Annotated in this window: 17 protein-coding genes; 9 read left to right on the top strand and 8 right to left on the bottom strand. The window is 68.1% G+C overall.

Annotated features, from left to right (window positions below):
• Positions 1-25: 25 nt before the first annotated feature.
• From EP757_RS18615 to EP757_RS18605, 3 genes are all read left to right on the top strand, one after another.
• Positions 26-367: a hypothetical protein gene (locus tag EP757_RS18615; RefSeq protein WP_127554310.1), complete on the top strand. Its 342-nt coding sequence runs from the start codon at positions 26-28 to the stop codon at positions 365-367.
• Positions 364-759, top strand: coding sequence for a roadblock/LC7 domain-containing protein (locus EP757_RS18610; protein ID WP_127547742.1), 396 nt, complete (start codon positions 364-366; stop codon positions 757-759). Before EP757_RS18615 ends, EP757_RS18610 begins: the two co-directional genes overlap by 4 nt.
• Positions 760-898: 139 nt before the next feature.
• Positions 899-1,528, top strand: coding sequence for an ATP-dependent Clp protease proteolytic subunit (locus tag EP757_RS18605; RefSeq protein WP_127547740.1), 630 nt, complete (start codon positions 899-901; stop codon positions 1,526-1,528).
• Positions 1,529-1,592: 64 nt separating this feature from the next.
• On the opposite strand, the gene EP757_RS18600 is transcribed toward EP757_RS18605, so the two are convergent.
• Both EP757_RS18600 and EP757_RS18595 read right to left on the bottom strand, forming a co-directional pair.
• Positions 1,593-2,015, bottom strand: coding sequence for an uL11 family ribosomal protein (locus EP757_RS18600; protein ID WP_127547738.1), 423 nt, complete (start codon positions 2,013-2,015; stop codon positions 1,593-1,595).
• A 186-nt stretch (positions 2,016-2,201) separates the two neighbouring features.
• Entirely contained in the window at positions 2,202-3,005 is an 804-nt protein-coding gene (locus EP757_RS18595; protein ID WP_127547736.1) for a lytic transglycosylase domain-containing protein, read from the bottom strand.
• Positions 3,006-3,155: 150 nt separating this feature from the next.
• Here EP757_RS18595 and typA point away from each other — a divergent pair, with 150 nt between their 5' ends.
• Positions 3,156-5,018, top strand: coding sequence for a translational GTPase TypA (gene typA, locus EP757_RS18590; protein ID WP_127547734.1), 1,863 nt, complete (start codon positions 3,156-3,158; stop codon positions 5,016-5,018).
• 132 nt (positions 5,019-5,150) lie between these two features.
• On the opposite strand, the gene EP757_RS18585 is transcribed toward typA, so the two are convergent.
• The gene (locus EP757_RS18585) at positions 5,151-6,146 is read right to left on the bottom strand and encodes a TerC family protein (RefSeq protein WP_127547733.1); all 996 of its coding nucleotides are present in this window, start codon (positions 6,144-6,146) and stop codon (positions 5,151-5,153) included.
• Positions 6,147-6,804: 658 nt separating this feature from the next.
• Between EP757_RS18585 and EP757_RS18580 the strand changes: the two genes are divergently transcribed.
• The gene (locus tag EP757_RS18580) at positions 6,805-7,140 is read left to right on the top strand and encodes an antibiotic biosynthesis monooxygenase (protein WP_127547731.1); all 336 of its coding nucleotides are present in this window, start codon (positions 6,805-6,807) and stop codon (positions 7,138-7,140) included.
• Between the two features lie 841 nt (positions 7,141-7,981).
• On the opposite strand, the gene uvrB is transcribed toward EP757_RS18580, so the two are convergent.
• From uvrB to rpsA, 3 genes are all read right to left on the bottom strand, one after another.
• On the bottom strand, positions 7,982-10,087 hold the full coding sequence (gene uvrB / locus EP757_RS18575; RefSeq protein WP_127547729.1) for an excinuclease ABC subunit UvrB: 2,106 nt from the start codon (positions 10,085-10,087) through the stop codon (positions 7,982-7,984).
• Between the two features lie 486 nt (positions 10,088-10,573).
• Entirely contained in the window at positions 10,574-11,755 is a 1,182-nt protein-coding gene (gene coaE, locus EP757_RS18570) for a dephospho-CoA kinase (protein ID WP_127547727.1), read from the bottom strand.
• A 132-nt stretch (positions 11,756-11,887) separates the two neighbouring features.
• A complete protein-coding gene (gene rpsA / locus EP757_RS18565) occupies positions 11,888-13,399 on the bottom strand; it encodes a 30S ribosomal protein S1 (RefSeq protein WP_127547725.1) in 1,512 nt (503 codons plus the stop codon).
• 324 nt (positions 13,400-13,723) lie between these two features.
• Between rpsA and EP757_RS18560 the strand changes: the two genes are divergently transcribed.
• From EP757_RS18560 to EP757_RS18550, 3 genes are read left to right on the top strand one after another with little or no spacing between them, the layout of a single operon-like run.
• The gene (locus EP757_RS18560; RefSeq protein WP_127547723.1) at positions 13,724-14,548 is read left to right on the top strand and encodes a class I SAM-dependent methyltransferase; all 825 of its coding nucleotides are present in this window, start codon (positions 13,724-13,726) and stop codon (positions 14,546-14,548) included.
• Entirely contained in the window at positions 14,535-14,732 is a 198-nt protein-coding gene (locus EP757_RS18555) for a DUF2945 domain-containing protein (protein ID WP_127547721.1), read from the top strand. Before EP757_RS18560 ends, EP757_RS18555 begins: the two co-directional genes overlap by 14 nt.
• On the top strand, positions 14,725-15,048 hold the full coding sequence (locus tag EP757_RS18550; RefSeq protein WP_127547719.1) for a DUF3140 domain-containing protein: 324 nt from the start codon (positions 14,725-14,727) through the stop codon (positions 15,046-15,048). The genes EP757_RS18555 and EP757_RS18550 overlap by 8 nt, the downstream gene beginning before the upstream one ends.
• Here the strand turns inward: EP757_RS18550 and EP757_RS18545 are convergent.
• Positions 15,038-15,424 carry a helix-turn-helix transcriptional regulator gene (locus EP757_RS18545; RefSeq protein WP_232050566.1) on the bottom strand — a complete coding sequence of 129 codons (387 nt, stop codon included), beginning with the start codon at positions 15,422-15,424 and terminating at the stop codon, positions 15,038-15,040. The two genes, EP757_RS18550 and EP757_RS18545, sit on opposite strands and share 11 nt — an antisense overlap.
• A gap of 80 nt (positions 15,425-15,504) precedes the next feature.
• The gene (gene polA, locus EP757_RS18540) at positions 15,505-18,198 is read right to left on the bottom strand and encodes a DNA polymerase I (protein ID WP_127547717.1); all 2,694 of its coding nucleotides are present in this window, start codon (positions 18,196-18,198) and stop codon (positions 15,505-15,507) included.
• A 213-nt stretch (positions 18,199-18,411) separates the two neighbouring features.
• On the opposite strand from polA, the gene EP757_RS18535 reads away from it, so the two are divergent.
• Positions 18,412-19,680 carry an ABC transporter substrate-binding protein gene (locus EP757_RS18535; protein ID WP_127547715.1) on the top strand — a complete coding sequence of 423 codons (1,269 nt, stop codon included), beginning with the start codon at positions 18,412-18,414 and terminating at the stop codon, positions 19,678-19,680.
• Positions 19,681-20,116 lie beyond the last annotated feature (436 nt).

Genomic DNA, 20,116 nt, shown 5'->3' with positions numbered 1-20,116 from the left:
TATCGAGACTGCCCTGAAGGAAGCGATGGGCATCGAGGGCGCGATCGGTGTGGCGCTCGTGGACTACACCAGCGGCCTCACGCTGGGCGTCCTGGGCGGTGGTCAGCAGATGGACATGAACATCGCCGCGGCCGGCAACACCGACGTGATCCGGGCCAAGGTCCGCACCCTGGAGATGCTGGGTCTGCAGGACGGCATCGAGGACATCCTGATCACCCTCGACTCGCAGTACCACCTGATCCGCCTGCTGCAGAACAAGCGTCACGGCGAGTCGTTCTTCCTCTACCTGTCGCTCGACAAGGGTCGTGCCAACCTCGGTCTGGCCCGCCACCAGCTCCGCAAGATCGAGCAGGACCTGGACGTATGACAGCCCCCGGCGACAGCTACAAGCCGGTCTACGCCGAGCTCGCCCACCTGCGCTACCAGGTGCCCGGCGTGCTGGGCTGCGTGGTGGCCGGGGTCGACGGCCTGCTCATCCTGCACGACCAGACGTCCGGTCCGGAACCGCACGACGTGGCGGCCCTCGCGGCCGGCGCGCACGGCATCAGCCGGACCACCGGTGCGGTCCTGCACCAGGGCGGCTTCGCCGACGTCACGATCCACAACCAGAACGGCTACCTCTCGGTCTACGCGATCGGTGACCTGGCCCTGCTCGCGGTGATCGGAGACGGCGGCCTGAACATCGCCCGCCTGCACCTGGAGGCCCGCCCGGTCACCGCCCGCCTGGCGACCCTCCTGCAGCTGCGCAGCGTCCACTAGCGCCACCCGGACGACGGAATGAGTCACAGCCGGCCCGGCTGTGGCTCATCGCCGTTTTCGGCCCAAAGCGGAACCTTCATCGATACCTGCGGCTGCTGGATACCCTGGCGGGAACCCCCGGCCGACTGGAGGTAGCGGTGTGAGAAGTCGACACGATCCGAACCGGTGGGGTTTCCCGCCGCACCCGCAGCCCGACTGGCAGCCGCCGCACGTGCCCGGGGCCGGTCCCGGGCTTCCCGGCTGGCTGGAGGAACGGCTCTTCGACCAGCGGATCGTGATGCTCCGCGGTCAGCTCAGCACCGAGGCGGCGACCGGCATCGCGGCCGCGCTGCTCACCCTCGACTCGGCCGGCCCCGACCCGGTCCACCTGCACGTGGCCAGTCCCGGCGGGGATCTCGGCGCCGTCCTGTCGATCATCGACGTGATCGACGCCCTGACCGCTCCGGTGCACGCGCTCGTCACGTCCGAAGCGGGCGGTGCCGTCCTGGCGGTGCTGGCCGCTTCGGACAAGCGCGCGGCGTACCGGCATGCGAGGTTCAAACTGGCCGAACCGCGCGCCGCCGGCGTCACCGGCACCGCCGACGAGGTGGCCGCCGCGGCCGGTCAGCATCTGCGTGAGCTGGAGGAGGCAGTGGTCCGGCTCGCCGAGGTGACCGGTCAGCCGCGCAGCCGGGTCGAGGACGACCTGTCCACCGGGCGGACCCTGAGCGCCGCCGAGGCCCTCGAATACGGCCTGATCGACGAGGTCATCACCCCGAAGGGACGCTGATCCACCCCTCCCCCGCAACGAAGAACGGCCCCGGCGAAAGCCGGGGCCGTTCTCACGAGGTGGATCAGGCGACCTTGACACCCATCGACCGGGCAGTGCCCTTGACGATCTGGATGGCGGCGTCGAGGTCGTTCGCGTTGAGGTCGGGCAGCTTGCGCTCCGCGATCTCCTTGACCTGGTCGGCGCTGAGCGTGCCGACGGTCGTGGTGAGCGGGTTCGCCGCGCCGGACGGAATGCCGAGGCTCTTCTTGATGAGGAAGCTGGTCGGCGGCGTCTTGTAGGCGAGCGTGTGGCTGCGGTCCTCGTAGACCGAGACGATGACCGGGATGATCTCGCCACGGTTCTTCGAGGTGGCCTCGTCGTACTCGACCTTGACGGCACGCATGTTGGCACCGGTCGGACCGAGCATCTTACCGAGGTCGACCATCGCGGCGTTACCCGCCTCAAGTGCGAGGGTTACCTCATGGGTCTTCTTCTTGGGAGGCATCGGGTAAGGCTCCTTAGGGTGAGCTGCGGGCCGAGACAAACGCAGCTCGCCAGCATCAACGACACACGACAACCCCGAGACCCTACTACCGCTGCGACGCGAGGGTCAAAACGGCGGAACGATGGGGGTCTCGGGTTCTACCACCCAGTGTAACGCGCGATCCGAGAAGGGTCGGAACCGGCCTGGTCAGTAGCGGTCGCAGTAGCAATCCCGCATCAGGTTGCGGACCACGCCAACGTACTCCGGGTTGACCAGCTCACCGTTCGCGTAGCCCTCGTCGACCGAGCCACGGCCCATGTTGTAGCCGGCGATCACCATGTTGAGCAGGCACAGCGAGGAGTCGCTCTTGCACTTCGACGTACTCAGGCTGTAGCTGCCCTTGAAATACTGGTCACCGAACGCCTTGGTCAGCCAGGCCAGGTAGTTCGCCCCGATGACCGCGTTCTGCTTGTAGGCGTGCGAGTCGTAGGACTGCTCGAACCGCTGGTTGATGAAGGCCTCGGTGTCCGGCATCACCTGCATCAGGCCGAAGCCGCCGTCGCAGTTCACGATGTTCGAGGTCCAGCCGCTCTCGTGCCAGGAGACCGCCCGGATCAGGTCGGCCGGCACCTTCAGCTTCGGCGCCGAGGTCGGCCAGTACGCCTTGGTGGCCGCCGCGTTCAGGGCCGCCTTCGCCTTGGCCTTCGAGACCTCCTTGCCCTCGAACTCGGCGCAGTCCGGCGCCTGGAAGTTGTTCGGGTCCTCGGTCGGCGTCGGCGAGGGCTTCTTCGACGCCTTCTTCTTCGACGGCGAGGGCTTGACCGACGGCGACTCCTCGATCACCGGCTCATCGGTGATCTCAGGCGACGGCGAGGGCGACTCCTCGGCCACGGCGGACGGTGGCGCCACCGCCACCTTCTCTCCCTCGGAGGTGCCGGCCAGACCGCAGCCACCGGCCACCACCAGCACCACAGCGGCCGCGAAAACACGTGTCCGTAACACGGCGTTCATCGACGAAACCCTCCCCCGAAGTACATCGAAGAGGCACGCTAACAGTTGTCTGATGATTCGCGCAGACCGTAAAACCGGCCAAACGACCACAAGTTCTGGGACTTGACCCCGGTGTCACGATCGGCAACCTGAACCGGGGACAATGGCTTCATGCAGACCCGCACCGACCTACGCAACGTCGCCATCATCGCTCACGTCGACCATGGCAAAACCACCCTGGTCGACGCCATGCTGCGCCAGGGCAGCCAGTCCCACGCGCGCGGCGAGATGGCCGACCGCGTCATGGACTCCATGGACCTGGAGCGGGAAAAGGGCATCACCATTCTCGCCAAGAACACGGCGATCAGCTACCAGCCCGCCGAGGGCGAAGCGGTAACGATCAACATCATCGACACCCCGGGTCACGCCGACTTCGGCGGTGAGGTCGAGCGCGGCCTCACCATGGTCGACGGCGTCGCCCTGCTCGTCGACGCGTCCGAGGGCCCGCTGCCGCAGACCCGCTTCGTGCTGCGCAAGGCGCTCGCCGCCAAGCTGCCGATCATCCTGATCATCAACAAGGTGGACCGCCCCGACGCCCGGATCAAGGAGGTCGTCGACGAGACGTACGAGCTCTTCCTCGACCTCGACGCCGACGAGCACCAGATCGAGTTCCCGATCGTCTACGCGTGCGCCCGTGACGGCATCGCCTCGCTGACCCAGCCGAAGGACGGCACCGTCCCGGAGGACAGCGACAACCTCGACGTGCTGTTCAGCACGATCCTGGAGACCATCCCGGCGCCGGAGTACGAGGAGGACGCCCCCCTCCAGGCGCACGTCGTCAACCTCGACGCGTCGCCGTTCCTCGGCCGTCTCGCACTCTGCCGCGTCCACCAGGGCACCATCCGCAAGGGCCAGACCGTGGCCTGGTGCAAGACCGACGGCACGATCAGCAACGTCCGGATCTCCGAGCTGCTGATCACCGAGGGTCTGGAGCGCAAGCCGGCCGAGAGCGCCGGCCCCGGCGACATCATGGCCATCGCGGGCATCGCCGACATCATGATCGGTGAGACCCTCGCCGACGCCGAGAACCCGATCCCGCTGCCGCTGATCAGCGTCGACGAGCCGGCCATCTCGATGGTCCTCGGCACCAACACCTCGCCGCTGGTCGGCAAGGTCAAGGGCGCCAAGGTCACCGCCCGCATGGTCAAGGACCGCCTCGACAAGGAGCTGATCGGCAACGTCTCGCTCCGCATCCTCAACACCGAGCGCCCGGACGCGTGGGAGGTGCAGGGCCGTGGTGAGCTGGCCCTGGCCATCCTGGTCGAGCAGATGCGCCGCGAGGGCTACGAGCTGACCGTCGGCAAGCCGCAGGTCGTCACCAAGGTCGTCGACGGCAAGGTGCACGAGCCGGTCGAGCGGGTCACCATCGACGCCCCCGACGAATACATGGGCGCCATCACCCAGCTGCTCTCCACCCGCAAGGGCCGGATGGAAGAGCTGATCAACCACGGGACCGGCTGGCTGCGCATGGAGTGGCTGGTCCCGGCGCGTGGCCTGATCGGCTTCCGCACCGAGTTCCTCACCGAGACCCGCGGCACCGGCATCATGCACCACCTGTACGAGCGCCACGAGCCGTGGTTCGGCGAGCTCCGCACCCGCCAGAACGGCTCCCTGGTCGCCGACCGGGCCGGCGCCGTCACCGGCTTCGCGATGATCAACCTCCAGGAGCGCGGCCAGCTCTTCGTCGAGCCGGGCACCGAGGTCTACGAGGGCATGATCGTCGGTGAGAACTCCCGTGACGACGACATGGACGTCAACATCACCAAGGAGAAGAAGCTCACCAACATGCGGGCGGCGAGCGCGGACAACACCGAGAAGGTGATCCCGCCGCGCAAGCTGTCCCTGGAGCAGTCCCTCGAGTTCTGCCGCGAGGACGAGTGCGTCGAGGTCACCCCCAACGCGATCCGCATCCGCAAGGTCGAGCTCGACCAGACGGTCCGTGGCCGGGCCGCGGCGCGCCGCAAGCACCAGTAAGCGCGAGCTTTCCGGGGCCCGTCCAGCTTTTCGCCGGACGGGCCCTTTCCCTTGTACGGCGAAAGCCCCGCGGTGACATCGTCACCGCGGGGCTTCGGACGTACAGGGAAGGAGGGGTTTGATCCGGCTCCTCTAGTTGCTGATCAGTTCTCTTTTGCGGTCCCGCGAGGACTTGATCAGGCTGGCGACGGTGGCGATGCCGAGCGTGCCGATGATGACCAGCAGGGAGAGCCAGATCGGGATCTCCGGGGCCCAGTGGAAGCCGTGGCCGCCGTTGATGAACGACAGCGTGTTGGTGTGCAGCGCCTCCAGGAAGAGCTTCACGCCGATGAAGGCGAGCACCACGGCCAGACCGATGTTGAGGTAGACCAGGCGCTGCAGCAGGCCGCCGAGCAGGAAGAAGAGCTGGCGCAGACCCATCAGCGCGAACACGTTCGCGGTGAAGACGAGGTACGGCTCCTTGGTGATGCCGAAGATCGCCGGAATCGAGTCGAGCGCGAAGATCAGGTCGGTGGTGCCGATCGCGATCGTCACGATCAGCATCGGCGTGAAGAGCCGCTTGCCGGTCTCGGTCACCACACTGAACCGGCCGTCGCCGAACGACGACGAGAGCGGCAGCGCCCGCTTCGACCAGCGGATCAGCAGGTTCTCCTTGAACTCGTCCTCGTCGTTCTCGCCACCCTTCACCAGCGTGATCGCGGTGTAGACGAGGAACGCGCCGAAGATGTAGAAGACCCAGGAGAACTGCGCGATCAGGGCGGCGCCGGCCACGATGAACGCACCGCGCATCAGCAGCGCCAGCACGATGCCGATCAGCAGCACCTTCTGCTGCAGATGCCTCGGCACCGCGAACCGGGCCATGATGATCACGAAGACGAAGAGGTTGTCGACGCTCAGCGAGTATTCGGTCAGCCAGCCGGTGTAGAACTCACCCGCGGACTGCGCACCCGCCGTCACCCAGACACCGACGCCGAAGAGGATCGCGAGGCCGACGTAGAAGCCGACCCAGGTTCCCGCTTCCTTCATGCTGGGTTCGTGTGGTCTACGCCCGATGATCAGAAGATCGACGGCGAGGACGGCCACCAGCGCGACAAGGGTGGCAACCCAGACCCAGACAGGAACGTTCAACGAGGACCTCCGGCAGACACGGGTCGTCGCTGCACCCACTCGGCTTCAGCTCTCGAACCACTTCGGCTCTCGAACCGCTTCAGTTCTCGAACCACTTCAGCTCTCGAACCGCTTCAGCTCTCGAACCACTTCGGCTCTTGAACCACTCATCTCTTGAACCACGAATACCCGGGTTCGGTGATCGAGACTCGCAAACGGGCCTCGAATGACCGGAACCCGACATCGTGACTCACCGGCGGGTCTCGTGCCGGAGAATCGGGCCTCTCGGGCCGAACCTCTGGCACAGGACTCGACGGAGCGAGACGCGTGGCCGAGTAAGGGCAGCGACGTGCGACTGTCGGAGGTCTCTTCCGCCGCGGCCTGTGATGGCCGCGACCGCCGGTCCCGGGCCCGCCGATGGACGGCGTTCCGTGCTGACGAGACCGGAGCAGGGGAATACTCCCCTCCCACGGCAGCCATTGTTGCGCATCCCGTCCCGGATCCGCACATCGGGAGACCGAAGAGTGGTGGGGCTCGCTGCTTTTCTTTGAAGATCCCGCCGAGCGGTCGCCTTCTGTCCAGGCTAACGCCGGTGACGGTCAGTTTTCGGGCGAACCCTGACAGTTCCTAAGGCATCCTAGTAAGCTTTCCAACTCGTGCGTATGGGACGCTTGCCGACATGGTTCTCGAAGTAACGCTGATCGACGTACTCCCCGGCCGCGACGGCGACTTCCTGGAGGCCTACCGCCTCGCCCGCCCTCTGATCGCGGGAGCGGACGGCTGCCGCTCGGTCCGGGTGAAGCGCGGCACCGAGGCGAGCACCCGTTTCCTGCTCCTCGTCGAGTGGGACAGCATCGAGGCCCACGAGCAGAACTTCCGGCGAACCGAGCGTTTCGCCCAGTGGCGAGCCTCGATCGCGACCACACTGGCCCAGCCCCCACTGGCCGAGTACTTCACCGACGTGATCCCGGACGACGCCCGCCCCCACCCCGACCACGACTTCTTCGCCGCTTGATCCCGCTTCCGACCGTGGAGCATCACCCGGGCTGACCACTCCAGGCGCCTCGACGCGCAGACGCAGAGAGCCACATCCGAGTCCGCTGATTCAAGATCTCCGGCGGGCGTGAGGCCGGCATCGGCTCGCTGCTGAGCTCGATGTGCCGGCTCCTGCCCCTCGATGTCAGGGCATGAGAGCACCCGCCCAGGCCGAGATAGCCCAGTCTAGGCGGGGTCGAGGCACCCACAGCAGACGCGACCGACGCCTCCGGCGAGATGGCTACTTCCAAGCCGAGCCGAAATCCCGAACCTGACTCCCACGAACGCGGACCAGGCCGGACCCACAAACCTCGTAGTCACGCACCCGGCAACCCACCGAGGCCAACCGCCGCCACCACACAAGCCGGCGGCGGCCCATCCAGCGCGGGGGAAAGGCAGCACCCCAGTCAGTAAGGCAAGCTGGCAGCGGCCCACCCAGCGCACGCCAATCAGCGCCCAGCGCAGGCCAATCAGCGCCCAGCCAGCCGAGCCGACCGCAGCCCACCCAGCGCAAACCAAGCAGCGCCCAACCAGCCGAGCCGACGGCAGCCCACCCAGCGCGAGGAAGACAGCACCCCAGCCAGCCGAGCCGGCGGCGGTCCGCCCAAGGCCAACCGCTGCCACCCCCTCAGCCGGCAGCGGCCCACCAACGCCCAAGCTCCCGTCGAGCTCCCCCGCTGCGCGGCCCGCCCCGGCCCGTGGACCCGGCTCGGGCGGCCCGGCCTGCTCCCTGGCCCTGGCGGCCCGGCCTGCTCCCCGGCCCCAGCCCCGGCGCCTCGGGCCGCAGCCTTACCTGCTCCCGGCTCGAACCCACCGGCTGTCTACTTCACCCCCGCCATGTCCATGCCGCGCAGTTCCTTCTTCAGCTCCGACACCTCGTCGCGGATGCGGGCTGCCAGCTCGAACTGCAGCTCGCGGGCCGCCGCCAGCATCTGGTCGCTCAGATCTTGGATCAGCTGGGCGAGTTCGGCGCGGGCCATGCCTTCGCGGGCCGGGCCGGTGGCTGCTCGGGCCTTTGAACGGGTCTCCGGCACCGGGGCCTTGCCTCGGGACATCTGGCGGCCGGCGCCGCCGACGATTGCCGCGTCGGTGTCTTCGGCTTCGCGGTAGATGTCGTCGAGGATGTCGTGGATCTTCTTGCGGAGGGCTTGTGGCTTGATGCCGTTCGCCTCGTTGTGGGCGATCTGCTTGGCCCGGCGCCTGTCGGTCTCCTCGATCGCGCTCTGCATCGAGGGGGTGATCTTGTCGGCGTACATGTGGACCTCGCCGGAGACGTTTCGGGCGGCGCGGCCGATCGTCTGGATCAGGGAGCGGCCGCTGCGCAGGAAGCCCTCCTTGTCGGCGTCGAGGATGGCGACGAGCGACACCTCGGGCAGGTCGAGGCCCTCACGCAGCAGGTTGATGCCGACGAGTACGTCGTAGTCACCCTTCCGCAGCTCCTTCAGCAACTCGACGCGGCGCAGCGTGTCGACCTCGGAGTGCAGGTAGCGCACGCGGATGCCGTTCTCCAGCAGGTAGTCGGTGAGGTCCTCGGCCATCTTCTTGGTGAGCGTCGTGACCAGGACGCGCTCATCCCGCTCGGTGCGCAGCTTGATCTCGTGCATCAGGTCGTCGATCTGGCCCTTCGTGGGCTTCACCACGACCTCGGGGTCGACCAGTCCGGTCGGCCGGATGACCTGCTCGACGAACTCGCCCTGGGCGTGCTCCATCTCCCACGGGCCGGGCGTGGCCGACAGGAACACCATCTGGCCGACCCGCTCGAGGAACTCGTCGAAGCGCAACGGCCGGTTGTCGGCGGCGCTGGGCAGCCGGAAACCGTGCTCGATGAGGATCCGTTTGCGGGAGGCGTCTCCTTCGTACATCCCTCCGATCTGCGGAATCGTCACGTGGGACTCGTCGATCACCGTGACGAAGTCGTCGGGGAAGTAGTCGAGCAGTGTGTATGCCGGCTCGCCGGGCTGCCGGCCGTCCATGTGCATCGAGTAGTTCTCGATGCCGTTGCAGAAGCCGACCTGGCGCATCATCTCGATGTCATAGGTCGTCCGCATCCGCAGGCGCTGCGCCTCGAGCAGCTTGCCCTGCCGCTCGAACTCGGCGAGCCTCTCCTCCAGCTCGACCTCGATGTCGCGGATCGCCCGATCCATCCGCTCCGCGCCGGCCACGTAGTGCGTCGCCGGGAAGATGACCAGCTCGTCGACCTCGCGGACCACCTCGCCGGTGAGCGGGTGGAGGTAGTAGAGCTTCTCCACCTCGTCGCCGAAGAGCTCGACCCGGAGGGCGAGCTCCTCATAAGCCGGGATGATCTCGAGCGTGTCACCGCGGACCCGGAACGTGCCGCGCTGGAACGCCACGTCGTTGCGCGTGTATTGGATGTCGACCAGGCGGCGCAGCAGTCTGTCGCGCTCGATCTCCTGGCCGACCTTGAGCTGCACGGCGGTCTCGATGTATTCCTGCGGGGTGCCCAGGCCGTAGATCGCGCTGACGGTCGCCACCACGATGGTGTCGCGCCTGGTCAGCAGGGACCTGGTGGCCGAGTGGCGGAGGCGCTCCACCTCCTCGTTGACCGACGAGTCCTTCTCGATGTAGGTGTCGGTCTGAGCGATGTAGGCCTCAGGCTGGTAGTAGTCGTAGTAACTGACGAAGTATTCGACGGCGTTGTTCGGCAGGAGCTCGCGGAACTCCTTCGCCAACTGGGCGCAGAGCGTCTTGTTGGGCGCGAGCACGAGCGCCGGCCGCTGCAGTCGCTCGATGAGCCAGGCCGTCGTAGCGCTCTTGCCGGTGCCGGTGGCGCCGAGCAGCACGGTGTGCCGATCGCCGCGGCGCACGCGCCGCTCAAGCTCGTCGATCGCGGCGGGCTGGTCGCCCGCGGGCTGGAATTCGCTGACGACCTCGAACCGGCCGTCGAGTCGTGGGATGTCGAGCGCCATGCCCCACACGGTACGTCGGGGGTATGACAAGTTGCCGCCGAGCCGTGCGGTAGGTGCACAAACGGCCCAGGCTGCGGCGTTGTCGCGGCGTCGACGGGGCGCCTACGCTGGTTGTGTAGCCGCTCGCGGCGGCCGCAGGCACGGCAGTCCAGACGCCTTCGGGCTGAGCAGATCGCCGTGCCGCACCGTGGTCGATGCGCTCCCGGGATCCCCCGGCCGGGCGCACCCACGGTGGGTCCGCCGAGCGCAGACCGGCCGCCGCGAGAGCCCTCTCCCGCGCGGCTGAGCCGAGGCCGCCGCGCGAGACAAGACGGCCGCGCGAGACAGGACCGCCGCGCGAGACAGGACCGCCGCGCAAGACAGGACCGCCGCGCAAGACAGGACCGCCGCGCAAGACAGGACCGCCGCGCAAGACAGGACCGCCGCGCAAGACAGGACCGCCGCGCAAGACAGGACCGCCGCGCAAGACAGGACCGTCGGGAGGGCTCAGGGGGCGGGCTGCCAGCCGATCTCTTCGGCCCAGTCGTCGGCTGCCCGGGCTTCGGCGTCGAACCAGGGCTCTTTCGCCTCGGCGTAGCCGATTCGGTCGGGGAAGTGGGCTGCCCACTTCGACTTCGCGGCGGCGTAGGCGTCGCGCGCGGCCGGGACCGCGCGCAGGTGGTCGCGCATGAGCAGGGCGAACCGCCAGCCCGGGGAACCGGTCACCCGCACGTGCAGGTTCACCTCGTAGCCGGGATCGGCGCAGCCGTGGAAGCGTTTCGGCCAGGTCAGGCCGGGTACGCCGCGGGCGTTGTCGAACCATTCGCCGGAGCGCCGGGGGAAGCCGATCCCGGCGAGGCGGCCGGCGAGGGCGTCCGCTTCGGCGAGGGTGCGCACGCTCAGCATGAGATCGATGATGTCCTTCGCCGGCAGGCCGGGCACCGAGGTCGAGCCGATGTGGCGCACGTCGGCGTCCGCGCCCAGGCCGTGCCGGATGCGGGCGATCAGCCGTTCGGCGCGCACCGGCCACTCCGGATCCGGCGGCGAGATCCGCACCTCGTGGCGTACGGCGGCGCGGCCGGCGCGCAGGTTGCGTTCGAACTCGGTCAGCCGGTCGCGCCACAGCTCGTCCACGCGGGCGTGCAGGTCGTCGAGTCCCGCGTCGTTCGTGATGATCACGTCGGCGGCGGCACGGCGTCGCTCGTCGTCGGTCTGGGCGCTGATCCGGGCGGCGGCCTCCGCCGCCGTCATGCCACGCAGCTCGGTGAGACGCTGGATGCGCAGGTCACGGTCGGCGAGGACCACGATCACCAGATGGTACGAGGGATAGAGTCCCGCTTCGACCAGAAGCGGCACATCGTTGACGACGATCGCATCGGCCGCCGCCTCGCGGGTCAGTTGCGCCGTCCGCGCCCGCACCCGGGGGTGAATGATGCCTTCCAAGGTCCGCCGGGCCGTCTCGTCGCCGAAGACCTTGGCGCCCAGGGCCGGCCGGTCCAGCGCGCCCTCGGCGGTGAGCACCCCCGAGCCGAACGCCGCGACGATCTCGGCGAGACCGTCGGTCCCGGGCTCGACCACCTCACGGGCCAGCAGATCGGCGTCGATGATCACGGCGCCGCGCTCGGCCAGGCGCTTCGCCACGGCGCTCTTGCCCGCGCCGATCCCACCCGTCAGTCCCACCCTCAGCATGACGAACAGTATCCCGGGGCGTTCGATCGCGAGCGCGGACCGGACCGGGAAATTCCAGGGAAGGCGAAAGGCCGCCCCGACCGGAGTCGGGACGGCCTTTCGTGAGGATCTAACCCTCGGCTACTGCCTGCGTCAGCTCTTGCCGCCGGCAAGCTTCTCGCGCAGAGCCGCGAGAGCCTCGTCGGTGGCCAGCGTGCCGGCCGGCTCCTCGGTGGAGCGCGCCGGGGCCGACGAGCTCGAGGAGGAGGACGACGAGGAGGAGGAGCTGGTCACGCCGCCGGCCGGAGCCGGGTTGAGCGCGGCCTCAGCGTCGGCCTCACGGGACGCCTGCACCTGCTTGGTGTGGGCCTCCCAGCGCTCGCGGGCGTCAGCGTACTGCTTCTCCCACGTCTCACGCTGCTTGTCGAAGCCCTCGAGCCACTCGCCCGTCTCCGGGTCGAAGCCCTCCGGGTAGATGTAGTTGCCCTCGTTGTCGTACGTCGCGGCCATGCCGTAGAGGGTGGGGTCGAAGTGCTCCTCGCCCTCCACGAAGTTCTCGTTGGCCTGCTTGAGCGACAGCGAGATCCGGCGACGCTCGAGGTCGATGTCGATGACCTTGACCAGAACGTCCGAACCGACCTGGACGACCTGCTCGGGCAGCTCGACGTGACGCTCGGCGAGCTCGGAGATGTGGACCAGGCCCTCGATGCCGTCGTCGACGCGGACGAACGCACCGAACGGAACGAGCTTCGTGACCTTACCCGGGACGATCTGGTTGATCGCGTGGGTCCGGGCGAACTGACGCCACGGGTCCTCCTGGGTCGCCTTCAGCGACAGCGAGACGCGCTCGCGGTCCAGGTCGACGTCGAGAACCTCGACCTCGACCTCCTGGCCGACCTCGACGACCTCGGACGGGTGGTCGATGTGCTTCCAGGAGAGCTCGGAGACGTGCACGAGGCCGTCCACGCCACCCAGGTCAACGAAGGCACCGAAGTTGACGATGGAGGACACGACGCCCTTGCGGACCTGGCCCTTCTGCAGCTTGTTGAGGAACTCGGTGCGAACCTCGGACTGCGTCTGCTCGAGCCAGGCGCGGCGGGACAGAACCACGTTGTTGCGGTTCTTGTCCAGCTCGATGATCTTCGCCTCGAGCTCGCGGCCGACGTACGGCTGCAGGTCCCGGACACGACGCATCTCGACGAGGGACGCCGGGAGGAAGCCCCGGAGGCCGATGTCGAGGATGAGGCCACCCTTGACCACCTCGATGACGGAACCACGGACGACGCCGTCGTCTTCCTTGATCTTCTCGATGGTGCCCCAAGCCCGCTCGTACTGAGCGCGCTTCTTCGAGAGGATCAGGCGACCTTCCTTGTCCTCCTTGGTGAGGACGAGGGCTTCGATGTGGTCGCCAACCGACACCACTTCCGCGGGGTCCACGTCATGCTTGATCGACAACTCACGCGAGGGGATGACACCCTCGGTCTTGTAGCCGATGTCGAGCAGGACCTCGTCCCGATCGACCTTGACGACGGTGCCTTCGACAATGTCGCCGTCGTTGAAGTACTTGATGGTCTCGTCGATGGCGGCGAGGAAAGCTTCCTCAGAACCCAGATCGTCGACGGTGACCTTGTTGGCGCTCGAGGTGGCCTCGATGCTGCTCGTCATGTGGACAGTTGCTCCGAACGGATGGATTGGCGTGGTGTCTCCCGCGCTCCACGGAACTGCCGCTGGCCACGACACGAACGAGCGAGACGACCCACCCGAGAGCAAGTCTGATCAATGCAGTCGATCATGCCGAGACCGGCGACCACGGAACCTGCTCCCTGCCGAGGCACACGATCCGCGAGCGCATCGACTAGCTTACCGTGCGCATTACCACAGGTTGCAAGCCCTCCTGAGGACCGCGGCACATTGCCGGTCCGGAACCAGCCAGCATGACCTATATGGGCCGAATCGTAACCGGCGACACGCCTGCCGTACCGTTGCCGCGTGACTGAGATCGCCTCCCGGAAGCCCGTGACCGAGCCGGAAGCCCGGCGGGCGAACCGCTCCTGGTGGGACCTCGACGCCGACGACTACCAGGACGAGCACGGCGCCTTCCTCGGCGACGTCGACTTCGTCTGGTGCCCCGAACGTCTGCGGGAGGCGGACGCACGGCTTCTGGGCGACGTACCGGGCAAGAAGATCTTGGAACTCGGCGCCGGCGCCGCGGCGGCAAGCCGGTGGTTGCGCGCCGAGGGCGCCGACCCGGTCGCGATGGACCTCTCCGGCGGCATGCTGCGGCACGCGCGCGAAGCGGCCGGGCGCAGCGGGGTGGAGGTGCCGCTGGTGCAGGCCGACGCGCTCGCCCTGCCCTTCGCCGACGACGCGTTCGACATCGTGTGCACGGCGTTCGGGGCGATCCCGTTCGTCGCCGACTCGGCCGCCGCGATGCGTGAGGTGGCCCGGGTGCTGCGGCCCGGCGGGAGCTGGGTGTTCTCGGTGACGCATCCGATGCGCTGGGCGTTCTGGGACGAGCCGGACGAGTCGGGCCTGACGGTGCGGAACTCGTACTTCGACCGCTCCCCGTACGTCGAACGCGGCGACGACGGCGAGGTCACCTATCTGGAACAGCATCGGACGCTCGGGGACCGGGTCCGGGAACTGGTGGCGGCCGGGTTCGTGCTGCGCGATCTGGTCGAGCCGGAGTGGCCCGAGGGGCACACCCAGATCTGGGGCCAGTGGAGCCCGCTGCGGGGTCGGCTCTTCCCCGGAACCGCCATTTTTGTGTGCGACCTGCCTGAGCGGGTATCCCGGGAGCATGAGAAAAGGTGACAAAGTAACCTGGCGCAGCCACGGCGAGACCGTTCACGGCACCGTCGAGCAGAAGATCACCGAGCGGACCCAGGCCGCCGGGCGGACCGTCGCCGCCTCGCCCGAGGAGCCGCAGTACAAGGTGAAGAGCGACAAGAGCGGGCGGGAAGCCGTACACAAGCCGGAGTCTCTTCGTCATGGCTGATGTGCACGCCGAATTCCGCGAGGCCGTGAACATGACCGCCGCCGAACTGCGCGACTGGCTGACCAGCGACGAGTCCAAGGAGGTCGGCCAGAAGTCGTCCGGCTCGGCCGAATCGGTGGGTCACGACTCCGGCCGGAAGATCGTCACGATCCTCGGGAAGAAGAAGTCCGAGCTGACCGGCGGCGACGAGGAGCACATGCGCAAGGTCGTCGGGTACGTCCACCGGCACCTCGCCCAGCGGCCCGACGGCGACGTGAGCGGAACCCGATGGCGTCACTCCCTGATGAACTGGGGGCACGACCCCCTCAAGGCTTGACGTCCAGGACGTCGGCCAGCAGCGTGAGGGTGTCCGGCACCGGGCGGTAATAGACCCAGGTGCCGCGGCGGTCGCAGTCCACCAGGCCCGCCTCGCGCAGGATCCGCAGGTGGTGCGAGATCGTCGGCCCGGTCAGGTCGAACTCGGCGCTCAGGTCGCAGACGCAGATCTCGCCCTCCGGCGTCGACGCGATCATCGACAGCAGGCGCAGCCGGACCGGGTCGCCCAGAGCCTTGAACATCCCGGCGATCACGGTCGCCCGGCCGGCCTCGATCTGACCTCTCACCAGGGTCGCTCCGGCGACCTGAGCGATGATGGAGAGCACCAGTGAGGGCCGGGACCCGGCGATCTCCATCGACATCGATCCACTCGGCATCGGACCAGAGTGGCAGATCATCGCAAGATGTGCGGGAAATGCCACTCGTCCGATTCAAATCATTTTCGTGACCGGCTGCTTCAGTGGTCGGCGCCGTTCCAGTCACGGCCGACACCGACCGACACCTCCAGCGGCACCGAGAGCGGGAAGGCGCCGCCCATCTCCCGGCGGACCAGCTCCTCGAGCTGCTCCCGCTCGCCGGCCGCCACCTCGAACACCAGCTCGTCGTGGACCTGCAGCAGCATCCGCGACTCCAGGGCCGAGTCCTTCAGCGCCTCGTCGACCCGCAGCATCGCGATCTTGATGATGTCCGCGGCGGAACCCTGGATCGGCGCGTTCAGCGCCATCCGCTGGGCCATCTCGCGGCGCTGCCGGTTGTCGCTGAGCAGGTCGGGCAGGTATCGCCGGCGGCCCAGGATGGTCGCCGTGTAGCCGTCCTTGCCGGCCTGCGCCACCACCGCCTGCAGGTAGTCGCGCACCCCGCCGAAGCGCTCGAAGTATTCCTCCATGAGGCCGCGGGCCTCCTCGGTGGAGATGGTGAGCTGGTTCGACAGGCCGAAGGCACTCAGTCCGTACGCCAAGCCGTAGTTCATCGCCTTGATCTTGCGACGCTGGTCGGCCGTCACCTCGCCGAGCCCGACGTGGAAGACCGACGACGCGGTGGCGGCGTGGAAGTCGGCGCCCGAGTTGAACGCGGCGATCAGCGCGTCGTCGCCGGAGAGGTGCGCCATGATCCGCATCTCGATCTGGCTGTAGTCGGCCGTCATCAGCTGCTCGAGGCCGGGGCCGACCACGAAGGCGCGGCGGATGCGGCGGCCCTCCTCGGTGCGGATCGGGATGTTCTGCAGGTTCGGATCGGTGGACGACAGCCGGCCGGTCGCCGCGACCGTCTGGTTGAACGTCGTGTGGATCCGCCCGTCGTCGGAGACCGACTTGAGCAGGCCGTCGACAGTGGATTTCAGCTTCGCCACGTCACGGTGGCGCAACAGGTGCTCCAGAACCGGGTCGCCGGTCTGCGCGAAGAGGCTCTGCAGCGCGTCGGCGTCGGTCGTGTAACCGGACTTGATCTTCTTGGTCTTCGGCAGGTTGCGCTCGACGAAGAGGATCTCCTGGAGCTGCTTGGGCGAGCCGAGGTTGAACTCCCGGCCGACCACCTCGTGCGCCGCCTGCTGAGCCGCCTTCACCTCGGCGGCGAAGTGCGACTCCAGCTCCGACAGGTATTCCGTGTCGGCGGCGATGCCGAGCCGCTCCATCTGGGCGAGCACCACCGACAGCGGCTGCTCCACGTCGGCCAGCAGGCGCATCGACTCGCCGCCGTCGCGGGACAGCTCGGCGGTGAGCACCTCGGCCAGGTCGAGCGTGGCACGGGCGCGGAGCATCAGGTTCATCTCGGCGGCGCCCTCGTCGCCGAGGCCGTCCATCAGGCTCATCTGCCCGTTGTCCGGCTCGTCGACCCGCAGCTCGCGCTTGAGGTAGCGCAGGGCCAGGTCGTTCAGGTCGTAGGCACGCTGGTCGGGTTTGGCGAGGTAGGCCGCGAGCGCGGTGTCGGTGGTGACGCCGGCGAGCTGCCAGCCGTGCGCCTGGAAGGCGAGCAGGGCGGGTTTCGCGTCGTGGACCACCTTGGGGCGGCCGGGCTCGGCCAGCCAGGCCGCCACGGCCCGCTCGTCGTCCTCGTCGAGAGCCGACGGGTCGAACCACGCGGCCGGGCCGCCCGCGGTGGCCACGCCGACGCCGGTGAGCTCGCCGGTGCCCCGGCCGAACCGGCCGGTGACCGCGACGCCGACCGGGGCGGTGCCCGCGTGCTCGCGCAGCCAGGCGGACACCCCGCCGGTGGACAGGATCCGGCCGTCCACGTCGAAGCCGGACTCGGCCTCGGGCTCGACCGCTTCGAGGTAGGAGTAGAGCCGCTCGCGCAGCACCCGGAACTCGAGGGCGTCGAAGACGGCGTGCACCGCCTCGCGGTCCCACCCCTGCCAGCGGACGTCCTCCGGGCGCAGCGGCAGCTCCAGGTCGCAGACCAGCTGGTTGAGCTCGTAGTTGCGCATCACGTCGGCCAGGTGGGCGCGCAGGCTCTCCCCCGCCTTGCCCTTGATCTTGTCGACGTTGGCGATGATGCCGTCGAGTCCGCCGAACTCATTGATCCACTTGGCGGCGGTCTTGTCGCCCACGCCGGGCACGCCGGTCAGGTTGTCGCTGGCCTCGCCGACCAGGGCGGCCTTGTCGCGGTAGAGCCCCGGGGGGACGAAGTATTTCGCCTCGATCGCCTCGGGGGTCATCCGCCAGACCTCGGAGACGCCACGGACCGGGTAGAGGATCGTGACGTGCTCACCGGACAGCTGGAACGCGTCGCGGTCGCCGGTGGAGATGACCACCTCCATGCCGCTCTCGCGGGCCTGGGTGGCGAGGGTGGCGATGACGTCGTCAGCCTCGTAGTTCTCCTTCTCCACCACCGGGATGCGCAGCGCCTCCAGCACCTCCTTGATCAGGCTGACCTGACCCTGGAAGGGCTGCGGCGTCTCCGAGCGGCCGGCCTTGTAGTCGGCGTATTTCTCGGTGCGGAAGCTGCGCCGGGACAGGTCGAACGCCACCACGATGTGCGTCGGCTTCTCGTCGCGCAGCATGTTGATGAGCATCGAGGTGAACCCGAAGACGGCGTTCGTCGGCTGGCCGGTGGCGGTGCTGAAGTTCTCCACCGGGAGCGCGAAATAAGCCCGGTAGGCCAGGGAGTGGCCGTCGAGCAGCAGCAGGCGGGGAGTCTGGGCGTCATCGCTCACGTCGGAGAACTCTAGTCGCCGGGTATGACACTTCCCGTCGTCACTCCCCATACGTCTGACACTTGCGGAAGGTTACGGATAGGCAACTGTCCTGTTGCAGCCCGCGCCCAGCCCTAGTGCAGAGGTCTTCCGCCCTTTAAGTTTCCACAGCATCAGCGTCATGGCAGTGGGAGCCCACCAAACGCACCCACCGCGCTGGACAAAGGAGAATTGATGATCCGCCGCAACTTCGCATGGCGCAGCGTCGCCGTGCTGGGTGCCGCTTGCCTTGCTCTGGGCGCGTGCTCGAACTCCAGCGACGAGCCGTCCGACGGTTCGTCCTCGGCCCCCGCCGCCGCCGGCGGCGACGGTGTGCTGAAGATCGGCACCCTGCTGCCGCAGACCGGCTCGCTCGCGTTCCTCGGCCCGCCCGAGTTCGCCGGCGTCGACCTGGCCGCCAAGGAGATCAACGCCGCGGGTGGCGTCCTGGGCAAGGACGTCGTCGTCAGCGACACCGACTCCGGCGACACCTCCACCGACATCGCCAGCCAGTCCGTGAACAAGCTGCTCGCCGAGAAGGCCGACGTCATCATCGGCGCCGCCTCGTCCTCGGTCTCCCTCTCCGTGATCGACAAGATCACCGGTGCGGGCGTGGTGCAGATCTCGCCGGCCAACACGTCGGACCAGTTCACCACGTACAACGACAAGGGCCTCTACTTCCGGACCGCTCCGCCGGACGTGCTCCAGGGCCGCGTCCTCGGTGACCTCGTCGTCGCCGACGGCAACGCCACCGTCGGCCTCCTGGTCCTCCAGGACGCCTACGGCACCGGTCTCGCCAAGTCGGCTCGCGCCGCGATCGAGAGCGGTGGCGGCCAGGTCGTCGCCGAAGAGGTCTACGACCCGAAGGCGGCCGACTTCTCGGCTGAGATCGGCAAGATCAAGCAGGCCAACCCGTCGGCGATCATCATGATCGGCTTCGACGAGACCAAGAAGATCGTCCCGAAGCTGGTCGAGGCCGGCCTCACCGCCAAGTCGAAGAAGTGGTACTTCGTCGACGGCAACCTGTCGAACTACGGCTCCGAGTTCCCGAACGGCACCTTCGAAGGCGCCAAGGGCACCCTGCCGGGCGCGAAGGCGGGCGACGACTTCCAGAAGAAGCTCCTCGAGGTCGACCCGGCCCTGAAGGACTTCTCCTACGCCGCCGAGTCCTACGACGCGGCGATCCTGAGCGCCCTGGCCGCCGAGGCAGCCAAGAGCGACGCCCCCGCCGACTTCTCGAAGCAGCTGGCCGCGGTCAGCAAGGACGGCGAGAAGTGCACCACCTTCCAGCAGTGCAAGGAAGCTCTGGCCGCCGGCAAGGACATCGACTACGACGGCGTGAGCGGCCCGGTCCAGTGGAACGACGCCGGTGACCCGGCCGAGGCCACGATCGGCATCTACCAGTACGGCGCCGACAACACCTACAAGAACGTCGCCTACCAGACCGGCAAGATCGACGGCTGATAGCACGTTCCGGTAGTAGCTCCACCTTCTTCACCAGCGAGGGCCCGGCCATCAGGTCGGGCCCTCGCCCTTTTCCCTGTACGGGTGACCGCCCCGCTTTCTGCCACTCCCACTCCTGAGGCCTTCAGCCCGGCCGGCCCGTTCGTACCCCCCACGGGTCCTCCAAGATCGCGGGAAGGGCCGCCACGGGCCGCCTGAGAGCTCCCGCGGCACGAATCACGTCGCGGCCCGGCATTCCAAGATCCGGGGTCGGTGGGAGTCCACACGCGACGCGGTCCGGGGGCGACTCGTCACCGAGAGAACAGCGATGAACCCGGCCCACGACGATTGGCTGCACAAAAGAGCGACAAAACGGGCGCGGAGACGGCGCTGGCGTGCAGCCGGAGTTCGTTCCCCCTTGGCGGCAAGCCGGCGGGCCGCTGTGCTGGATCTCGGG

It is taken from the genome of Actinoplanes sp. OR16 (assembly GCF_004001265.1).
Classification (GTDB): domain Bacteria; phylum Actinomycetota; class Actinomycetes; order Mycobacteriales; family Micromonosporaceae; genus Actinoplanes.
Note: the sequence above shows the minus strand (reverse complement) of the source record. Positions and strands in the feature narration are given on the sequence as shown.

What these genes read in the sequence shown, in the direction of transcription:
- EP757_RS18615 (WP_127554310.1), top strand. Translation starts at nt 26, where the DNA reads ATGGGCATCGAGGGCGCGATCGGTGTGGCGCTCGTGGACTACACCAGC.
- EP757_RS18610 (WP_127547742.1), top strand. Translation starts at nt 364, where the DNA reads ATGACAGCCCCCGGCGACAGCTACAAGCCGGTCTACGCCGAGCTCGCC.
- EP757_RS18600 (WP_127547738.1), bottom strand. Translation starts at nt 2,015, where the DNA reads ATGCCTCCCAAGAAGAAGACCCATGAGGTAACCCTCGCACTTGAGGCG.
- EP757_RS18595 (WP_127547736.1), bottom strand. Translation starts at nt 3,005, where the DNA reads ATGAACGCCGTGTTACGGACACGTGTTTTCGCGGCCGCTGTGGTGCTG.
- typA (WP_127547734.1), top strand. Translation starts at nt 3,156, where the DNA reads ATGCAGACCCGCACCGACCTACGCAACGTCGCCATCATCGCTCACGTC.
- EP757_RS18580 (WP_127547731.1), top strand. Translation starts at nt 6,805, where the DNA reads ATGGTTCTCGAAGTAACGCTGATCGACGTACTCCCCGGCCGCGACGGC.
- uvrB (WP_127547729.1), bottom strand. Translation starts at nt 10,087, where the DNA reads ATGGCGCTCGACATCCCACGACTCGACGGCCGGTTCGAGGTCGTCAGC.
- coaE (WP_127547727.1), bottom strand. Translation starts at nt 11,755, where the DNA reads ATGCTGAGGGTGGGACTGACGGGTGGGATCGGCGCGGGCAAGAGCGCC.
- rpsA (WP_127547725.1), bottom strand. Translation starts at nt 13,399, where the DNA reads ATGACGAGCAGCATCGAGGCCACCTCGAGCGCCAACAAGGTCACCGTC.
- EP757_RS18555 (WP_127547721.1), top strand. Translation starts at nt 14,535, where the DNA reads ATGAGAAAAGGTGACAAAGTAACCTGGCGCAGCCACGGCGAGACCGTT.
- EP757_RS18550 (WP_127547719.1), top strand. Translation starts at nt 14,725, where the DNA reads ATGGCTGATGTGCACGCCGAATTCCGCGAGGCCGTGAACATGACCGCC.
- EP757_RS18545 (WP_232050566.1), bottom strand. Translation starts at nt 15,424, where the DNA reads ATGCCGAGTGGATCGATGTCGATGGAGATCGCCGGGTCCCGGCCCTCA.
- EP757_RS18535 (WP_127547715.1), top strand. Translation starts at nt 18,412, where the DNA reads ATGATCCGCCGCAACTTCGCATGGCGCAGCGTCGCCGTGCTGGGTGCC.